This window comes from Streptomyces sp. MB09-02B, assembly GCF_033794485.1.
Taxonomy (GTDB): Bacteria; Actinomycetota; Actinomycetes; order Streptomycetales; family Streptomycetaceae; genus Streptomyces.
In genome coordinates, this window is sequence record NZ_JARGEE010000410.1 from 1 (window position 1) to 7770 (window position 7770).

The following is a 7770-nucleotide window of genomic DNA, read 5'->3' on the forward strand; positions in this document are numbered from 1 at the left end:
CCCCCGCCGCCCCCGCCCCGCATCCGCACGGGTGCGGCGCGGTCCCGGGGGCCTCGGCGGTGTCGGTGGCCTCAGCGGGGTCGGCGGCCTCAGACGTACTCCGTGGGAATGACCGCTTCCCCGCGCGACAGCTGTGTCGCCGACAGCGGCAGACTGCCCCGAGCGCTCACGTGCCGTTCGCGGACGACGTCCAGGGGCTCCCTGGAGAGCACCCTGCCGTCCCTGACCAGCGGGACCAGCAGCTGACGGTCCTGGAGGCCGTCCGGCACCGGACCGGTGCCGATCACCTCGGCCTCCGCCACCCCGTGCTCGTCCAGCCGCCGGGCCGCCCACTTGCGGCCCCCCACGGACGTCTTCCCGCCGCTGGACTTCTTCGCCACCGGCACCAGCGGGTCCGTGGGGTCCGCGGACTCCGCCCGGGCGACGAGCTTGTAGACCATCGAGCAGGTGGGGTGCCCCGAGCCGGTCACCAGCTGCGTCCCGACGCCGTACGCGTCCACGGGTGCCGCCGCCAGCGAGGCGATGGCGTACTCGTCGAGGTCCGAGGTCACGATGATCCGGGTGTCCGTCGCGCCCAGCTCGTCCAGCTGCTGCCGCACCCGGTGGGCGACGAGGAGCAGATCACCGGAGTCGATGCGCACGGCGCCGAGCTCGGGCCCGGCGATCTCCACGGCCGTCCGTACGGCCTCGGCGACGTCGTAGGTGTCGACGAGCAGCGTGGTGTTCCGGCCCAGCGAGTCCACCTGGGCCTGGAAGGCGTCCCGCTCGCGGTCGTGCAGCAGGGTGAAGGCGTGGGCGCTGGTCCCCACCGTCGGGATGCCGTAGCGGAAGCCGGCGGCCAGGTCCGAGGTGGAGGTGAAGCCGCCGACGTACGCCGCGCGCGAGGCGGCCACGGCGGCCAGCTCGTGCGTGCGCCGGGCGCCCATCTCGATCAGCGGGCGCCCCCCGGCGGCGCTGGACATCCGGGAGGCGGCGGCCGCGATCGCCGAGTCGTGGTTGAGGATGGACAGGATCACGGTCTCCAGGAGCACGCACTCCGCGAAGGTGCCCTCGACCCGCATGATCGGGGAGCCCGGGAAGTACACCTCGCCCTCCTGGTAGCCCCACACGTCCCCGCCGAAGCGGTAGCCGGCGAGCCAGTCGAGGGTCTCGGCGTTGACGATGGAGCGCTCGCGCAGGAAGCCGAGGACGCCCGGGTCGAAACGGAAGTTCTCCACGGCGTCCAGCACCCGGCCGGTGCCGGCGACCACGCCGTACCGGCGCCCCTCCGGCAACCGCCGGGTGAAGACCTCGAACACCGATCGCCGCTCGGCCGTGCCCGCCTTCAAGGCGGCCTGCAGCATCGTGAGTTCGTAGTGGTCCGTGAAGAGCGCGGTCGAAGGGACGTCGACCGGCAAACCAAGGTCCGCTGTGTTCATGGCAAGGGATCGTACTCCCATTTCGTCAGTCTGACGATTTCCGGGTGATCTCCGCCGGACCGTTCCGCGTGGCCCCAGGTCACGGGCCCGCATTTGTGCGGGCACCCCCCTGTGGTGGCAGCATGGGCCCTGTGACGGCAGCCGTACCCATGGAGATCGAGAAGACCGAGTCGGCGGAGGAGGTCTTCGCCGTACCCGAACCCGACGTGCCGTGGGTGACGATCGTCCACAACGACCCGGTGAACCTGATGAGCTACGTGACGTACGTCTTCCAGTCGTACTTCGGGTACCCGAAGGACAAGGCCACCAAGCTCATGCTCGACGTCCACCACAAGGGCCGCGCGGTCGTCTCCAGCGGAACACGCGAGGAGATGGAACGCGACGTGCAGGCCATGCACGGCTACGGTCTGTGGGCCACCCTCCAGCAGGACCGGAAGTAGCGACGCACCTGATGCCAGGACAATTCGAATCGCTCCCCGGCGGCGGCGCGGCCGTCGCGCTCGACGAGGTCGAGATCTCCATCATCCGCTCGCTGGCGGTGCAGCTCCTGGAGCTCATCGGACCGGGACCGGCGGGGGACGCGGGCGACGACCCGCTCGCCGAACTCTTCGCCGAGGGCCCGAGCGAACCGCCCAAGGACCCCGTCCTGCTCCGGCTGTTCCCGGACGCCTACAGCGACCCCGAGGGCACCCCGACGGCCCGGGAGGCGGAGGAGCAGCGGGCGTACTCCTCGGAGTTCCGCCGCTTCACCGAGAACGACCTGCGGGCCGGCAAGCGCGACCACGCCCTCGCGGTGATCCACTCCCTGGACGCGCTGGCCGCGACCGGTGAGGGCGGGGCGGTGCTCAAGCTGTCCACGCAGGAGTCCCGGCAGTGGCTCGGCTGCCTCAACGACCTCCGTCTGGCCATCGGATCCCGGCTCGACGTCGTCGACGAGGAGGACACCGACCTCCTCTACCGCCTCCCGGACGAGGACCCGCGCAAGCCGATGGTGATGGCGTACCTGTGGCTGGGCGGCCTGCAGGACTCACTCGTCGCGACCTTGATGCCCTGACTCGATGCCGTAATCCGGGCTTTGACCCTTTCGGTCCCTTTGGAGGGCTTTCGGGGACCTTCCGGATTCACTCGGTGTTCGCTCAGAGGACACTCAAATCCGGATAACGATCGTGTCACCGCACCCGCGAGGGATGCCCTCGCGGGTGTTCTTTGTCCGCTTCTCCCTGTGCCGTGCGCCACACGACATCCGGTCGATCACTGTTGCGGCCGTGTTAAATCTTCCAGACCGCCCGACGGACGCCACCCATGTCCGCTCGGGTGCGCCACCGAGTCGGCCATCTCCGACCAGGCACTGCTCCATCACATCCGGGGGGATCGGAACCCGATCCGGGGTCGACGAACGGCTCGGATCGGCCCAGCGTGGAGAAAGGCGCACCACACATGACCTCCGCTCAGGTCAACAAGAACGGCGACGAAGCCGTGCGCGGCGACGCACCCGAAGAGGGGTACGAGCGCGGGCTCGGCAGCCGTCAGGTCCAGATGATCGCGATCGGCGGCGCCATCGGCGTCGGCCTCTTCCTGGGAGCCGGGGCGAACATCGCCAAGGCCGGCCCCAGCCTCATCTTCATGTACGCCCTCGCCGGCGTCATCATCTTCTTCATCATGCGGGCGCTCGGCGAGCTGCTGCTTTACCGCCCGGTCTCGGGCTCCTTCGCGGAGTACTCCCGCGAGTTCCTCGGCCCGTTCTTCGGCTACTTCACCGGCTGGACGTACTGGCTGATGTGGGTCGTCACCGGCATGGCCGAACTCACGGCCGCCGCGATCTACGTCAACTACTGGTGGCCGGACATCCCGCGGTGGGTCACCGCCCTGGTCTTCCTGGTGGTCCTGTTCGCCGCCAACCTCATCTCGGTGAAGATCTTCGGCGAGATCGAGTTCTGGTTCTCGATGGTCAAGGTCACCGCCCTGATCGGCATGATCGTGATCGGCCTCGGCGTCCTCACCTTCGGCTTCAGCGCCGCCGGTGACACCGCCGCCGTCTCCAACCTCTGGGCCTTCGACGGCTTCTTCCCCAAGGGCATCGGCTCCTCCCTGATGACCCTCCAGGGCGTGATGTTCGCCTACCTCGCCGTCGAGCTGGTCGGAGTCACGGCCGGCGAGTCCGAGGACCCGGAGAAGACCCTCCCCAAGGCCATCAACACCCTGCCCTGGCGGATCGCGCTCTTCTACGTCGGTGCCCTCACCGTCATCCTCTGCGTGGTCAAGTGGACCGAGTTCGCGCCCGGCGTGAGCCCCTTCGTCGCCGCCTTCGCCAAGATCGGCATCCCCGCGGGCGCCGCCATCGTCAACTTCGTGGTGCTGACGGCGGCCCTGTCCTCCTGCAACTCGGGCATGTACTCCACCGGCCGCATGCTGCGCACCCTCGCCGACAACGGCGAGGCCCCGCGCGTCTTCAGCAAGCTGTCGTCGACGAAGACCCCGGCGTTCGGCATCACCATCTCGGTGCTCTTCATGGGCATCGGCGTGATCCTGAACTACATCGTCCCGGAGAAGGCCTTCGGCTACGTCGTCTCCGTCGCCACCGCCGCCGGCATCTGGACCTGGCTGATGATCCTGATCAGCCACGTCCTCTACCGCCGCGGCGTGGACGCCGGCCGCCTGCCCGCCTCGTCCTTCCCCGCCCCCGGCGGCGCCAAGTGCAGCTGGGTCGCCATCGTCTTCCTGCTCTTCGTCACCGGCCTCATCGCCTACGACGCCGACTCCCGCGTCTGCCTCTACGTCATGGCGGGCTGGGCCGCGGCCCTCGGCATCGGCTGGCTCGTGCTGAAGAGCCGCAACCCGGAGGTCACCGAGCGCCGCGACGCGGAGTTCGAGAAGGTCGGCTGACCCGACACGCCAAGGGCCCACGAGACCCCTGGTCCCAGCATGTGGGCTGTTCCGTACCACTCCCCGGTACGGAACAGCCCTTCTGCTTATCCTGGCGACCATGCTGACCATCACCCAGGACCTCGTCGACCAGATCGTCGCCCACGCGCGCAAGGACCACCCCGACGAGGCGTGCGGCGTCGTCGCCGGACCGGCGGGCACGGACCGCCCCGAGCGCTTCATCCCGATGCTGAACGCGGCCATGTCGCCCACGTTCTACGAGTTCGACTCGGGCGACCTGCTCAAGCTCTACCGCGAGATGGACGACCGCGACGAGGAGCCCGTGGTCATCTACCACTCCCACACGGCCACCGAGGCCTACCCCTCGCGCACCGACATCTCCTACGCCAACGAGCCGGGCGCCCACTACGTCCTCGTCTCCACCGCCGACACCGACGGCCTCGGAGACTTCCAGTTCCGCTCGTACCGGATCGTCGACGGCGAGGTCACCGAGGAGGAAGTGCGGATCGTCGACGCCTACTGAACCGCCGACCGGCCACGTTCGCGGCTACGGTGGTCGTGCCCAGGCGTACGCACGCGCACGCACCCAACTGCCCGTGACGGAGACCGTGTTGCCCCAACAGACGCGACGACTGCCCGGCCGGCGCCCCACCCTCGACGACGTGGCACGCGGCTCGGGGGTCTCGAAGTCCACCGTGTCACGGGTGATCAACGGCGAGGACAAGGTGCGCGCGGAGGTCGTCGAACGGGTCCGGGAGGTCATCGACGAACTGGGCTACGTCCCGAACTCCGCCGCCCGCCAGCTGGTCACCCGCCGCAACAACGCCATCGCCGTCGTCGCCAGCCAGCCGCAGAACCGGCTCTTCATCGACCCCTTCTTCGACCTCCACCTCCGGGGCATCCGCAAGGAACTCGTGGCCCACGGCGCCCAGCCCGTCCTGCTCTTCCTGGAGGAACCCGAGGAGTACCCGAGGGTCGGCGACTTCCTCGGCGGCGGCCACGTCGACGGCGCCCTGCTCTTCTCCCTGCGCGCCGACGACCCGCTGCCCGGCATGATCGACCGGCTCGGCCTGCCCGCCGTCTTCGGCGGCCGGCCACTCGTCCGCGACGGCGAACCCGCGCACGACCGTGTCTACGTCGACGCCGACAACCGGGGCGGCGCCCGCACGGCCGTCCGCCATCTCGTCTCCCAGGGCCGGGAACACGTCGCCACCATCACCGGCCCCGTCGACCAGGAGGCCTCGGCGCTCGACCGCCTGGACGGCTACCGGGACGTCCTGCCGGACGCCTCACCCCTCCTGGTCGAACACTCCGACTACACCCGGCAGGGCGGCGTCGACGCCATGACCGCGCTCCTCGACCGCCGCCCCGACCTGGACGCCGTCTTCGTCGCCTCCGACCTCATGGCCTCCGGCGCGCTCCAGGTGCTGCGCGAGCGGAGCCGCCGGGTGCCGGACGACGTGGCCGTCGTCGGCTTCGACGACCTCGCCCCCATCGCCGAGCACACCGATCCGCCGCTGACCACCGTCCACCAGGACATCGAGGGCATGGGCCGGCTGATGGCCCGGCTGCTGTTCAGCCACGGCGACGACGGCCCGGCGGACGGCGGGGCGACGGCGCCCGGCCCCCAGTCGTCGGTGGTCACCCCGACGCGGCTCGTCGTACGGCAGTCCGCCTGAAGCCGTACGGCGGTCCGCCCGAGCGGGTGCGGGTGAGCGGGGGCAGCGTGTGGTCGTTGAGGTGCGGGGTCTCACTCCCCGGCCCGAAACCGTCCGGCATGTGGGATCACACTCCGGGACCCGGACCGGGAATCGATACGATGAGCCCATGGTTCTTGACGACGTGAGCGAGAAGACGCCGGGCGCACTGCTCGTGGCGCGGCTGCACGTCGACCTGTGCAGGCTTGCCAGCGCCATCTGTTGACGCCGATCCTGCCGCCGTACGGCCGTGAGCCGCGGCGCCCTCACCCGTGTGACCACGCACCCCGCGCGTCGCGCCGCCGCGCGCCCACCGACCCGACCACTCCCGACAGGAGCCGCACACCATGGCCATCGAGGTCCGCATCCCCACCATCCTCCGCCAGTACACCGACGGTCAGAAGGCGGTGGAGGGGGCCGGTGCCACCCTCGCCGAGCTGTTCACCGACCTCGAGAGCCGTCACGCGGGCATCCAGGCCCGCATCGTGGACGGCGGTGAACTGCGCCGCTTCGTCAACGTCTACCTGAACGACGAGGACGTCCGCTTCCTGGAGGGCATCAACACCAAGCTGTCCGACGGCGACAACGTGACGATCCTGCCGGCCGTGGCCGGCGGTATGGCCTGAGCACCCATGCGCTACGACTCCCCGCTGGCCGCGGTGGGCAACACCCCTCTGGTGTGCCTGCCGCGGCTGTCGCCGTCCGCCGACGTCCGCATCTGGGCGAAGCTGGAGGACCGCAACCCGACGGGTTCGGTCAAGGACCGGCCCGCCCTGCACATGATCGAACAGGCGGAGAAGGACGGCCGGCTGACCCCCGGCTGCACCATCCTGGAACCCACCTCCGGCAACACGGGCATCTCCCTCGCCATGGCGGCCAAGCTCAAGGGCTACCGCATGGTCTGCGTCATGCCCGAGAACACCTCCCAGGAGCGGCGTGAGCTGCTCGCCATGTGGGGCGCCGAGATCATCCCGTCCCCGGCCGCCGGCGGCTCCAACACGGCCGTACGCGTCGCCAAGGAACTCTCCGCCGAGCACCCCGACTGGGTGATGCTCTACCAGTACGGCAACCCCGACAACGCGGGCGCCCACTACGCGACAACCGGCCCGGAGATCCTCGCCGACCTCCCCTCGATCACCCACTTCGTCGCCGGCCTCGGCACCACCGGCACCCTGATGGGCGTCGGCCGCTACCTGCGCGAGCAGAAGCCGGACGTCAAGATCGTCGCCGCCGAGCCGCGCTACGACGACCTCGTGTACGGCCTGCGCAACCTCGACGAGGGGTTCGTGCCGGAGCTCTACGACGCGTCCGTCCTCACCACCCGCTTCTCCGTCGGCTCCGCCGACGCGGTGACCCGCACACGGGAGCTGCTGCAGCAGGAGGGCATCTTCGCGGGCGTCTCCACGGGAGCCGCGCTGCACGCCGCGATCGGAGTCGGCAACAAGGCGGTCAAGGCCGGCGAGCCGGCCGACATCGTGTTCGTGGTCGCCGACGGCGGCTGGAAGTACCTGTCGACGGGCGTCTACACCGCCGCGACGACGGAAGAGGCCATCGAGACACTGCAGGGCCAGCTCTGGGCGTAGGGCGCCTCATGGCCAGTTCCCCGCGCCCCTGAAAAGCCGGGGCTTCGCCCCTGCTTTTCAGGCCCGGAGGGCCTGGTCTCCTAGAGGTGCGATGAAATGCGCGACCGAACCCCAACCTGTCTCTTATACACACCACACAGCCCAGCGAACCGGACAAAATACTGAAAGCCACCTTTCGCTGGAAAAAAA

The 7770-nt window shown here is 69.8% G+C and carries 9 protein-coding genes; 8 read left to right on the top strand and 1 reads right to left on the bottom strand.

Annotation, left to right across the window (positions count from 1 at the left end):
- Positions 1–89: 89 nt before the first annotated feature.
- Complete coding sequence (locus P1P70_RS36215) at positions 90–1418, bottom strand: nicotinate phosphoribosyltransferase (protein WP_319245348.1); 1329 nt, start codon at positions 1416–1418, stop codon at positions 90–92.
- 122 nt (positions 1419–1540) lie between these two features.
- On the opposite strand from P1P70_RS36215, the gene clpS reads away from it, so the two are divergent.
- From clpS to P1P70_RS36255, 8 genes are all read left to right on the top strand, one after another.
- Complete coding sequence (gene clpS / locus P1P70_RS36220) at positions 1541–1858, top strand: ATP-dependent Clp protease adapter ClpS (RefSeq protein WP_319245351.1); 318 nt, start codon at positions 1541–1543, stop codon at positions 1856–1858.
- A gap of 11 nt (positions 1859–1869) precedes the next feature.
- The gene (locus tag P1P70_RS36225) at positions 1870–2472 is read left to right on the top strand and encodes a DUF2017 domain-containing protein (RefSeq protein WP_319245353.1); all 603 of its coding nucleotides are present in this window, start codon (positions 1870–1872) and stop codon (positions 2470–2472) included.
- 383 nt (positions 2473–2855) lie between these two features.
- On the top strand, positions 2856–4301 hold the full coding sequence (locus P1P70_RS36230) for an amino acid permease (RefSeq protein ID WP_319245356.1): 1446 nt from the start codon (positions 2856–2858) through the stop codon (positions 4299–4301).
- 100 nt (positions 4302–4401) lie between these two features.
- Complete coding sequence (locus P1P70_RS36235; RefSeq protein ID WP_319245357.1) at positions 4402–4824, top strand: M67 family metallopeptidase; 423 nt, start codon at positions 4402–4404, stop codon at positions 4822–4824.
- A 73-nt stretch (positions 4825–4897) separates the two neighbouring features.
- The gene (locus P1P70_RS36240; protein ID WP_319245358.1) at positions 4898–5980 is read left to right on the top strand and encodes a LacI family DNA-binding transcriptional regulator; all 1083 of its coding nucleotides are present in this window, start codon (positions 4898–4900) and stop codon (positions 5978–5980) included.
- A 148-nt stretch (positions 5981–6128) separates the two neighbouring features.
- Complete coding sequence (locus tag P1P70_RS36245; RefSeq protein WP_309474684.1) at positions 6129–6224, top strand: putative leader peptide; 96 nt, start codon at positions 6129–6131, stop codon at positions 6222–6224.
- 121 nt (positions 6225–6345) lie between these two features.
- Complete coding sequence (locus P1P70_RS36250; protein ID WP_215455756.1) at positions 6346–6624, top strand: MoaD/ThiS family protein; 279 nt, start codon at positions 6346–6348, stop codon at positions 6622–6624.
- A gap of 6 nt (positions 6625–6630) precedes the next feature.
- On the top strand, positions 6631–7581 hold the full coding sequence (locus P1P70_RS36255) for a cysteine synthase (protein ID WP_319245360.1): 951 nt from the start codon (positions 6631–6633) through the stop codon (positions 7579–7581).
- Positions 7582–7770 lie beyond the last annotated feature (189 nt).

What these genes read in the sequence shown, in the direction of transcription:
- P1P70_RS36215 (WP_319245348.1), bottom strand. Translation starts at nt 1,418, where the DNA reads ATGAACACAGCGGACCTTGGTTTGCCGGTCGACGTCCCTTCGACCGCG.
- clpS (WP_319245351.1), top strand. Translation starts at nt 1,541, where the DNA reads ATGGGCCCTGTGACGGCAGCCGTACCCATGGAGATCGAGAAGACCGAG.
- P1P70_RS36225 (WP_319245353.1), top strand. Translation starts at nt 1,870, where the DNA reads ATGCCAGGACAATTCGAATCGCTCCCCGGCGGCGGCGCGGCCGTCGCG.
- P1P70_RS36230 (WP_319245356.1), top strand. Translation starts at nt 2,856, where the DNA reads ATGACCTCCGCTCAGGTCAACAAGAACGGCGACGAAGCCGTGCGCGGC.
- P1P70_RS36235 (WP_319245357.1), top strand. Translation starts at nt 4,402, where the DNA reads ATGCTGACCATCACCCAGGACCTCGTCGACCAGATCGTCGCCCACGCG.
- P1P70_RS36245 (WP_309474684.1), top strand. Translation starts at nt 6,129, where the DNA reads ATGGTTCTTGACGACGTGAGCGAGAAGACGCCGGGCGCACTGCTCGTG.
- P1P70_RS36250 (WP_215455756.1), top strand. Translation starts at nt 6,346, where the DNA reads ATGGCCATCGAGGTCCGCATCCCCACCATCCTCCGCCAGTACACCGAC.
- P1P70_RS36255 (WP_319245360.1), top strand. Translation starts at nt 6,631, where the DNA reads ATGCGCTACGACTCCCCGCTGGCCGCGGTGGGCAACACCCCTCTGGTG.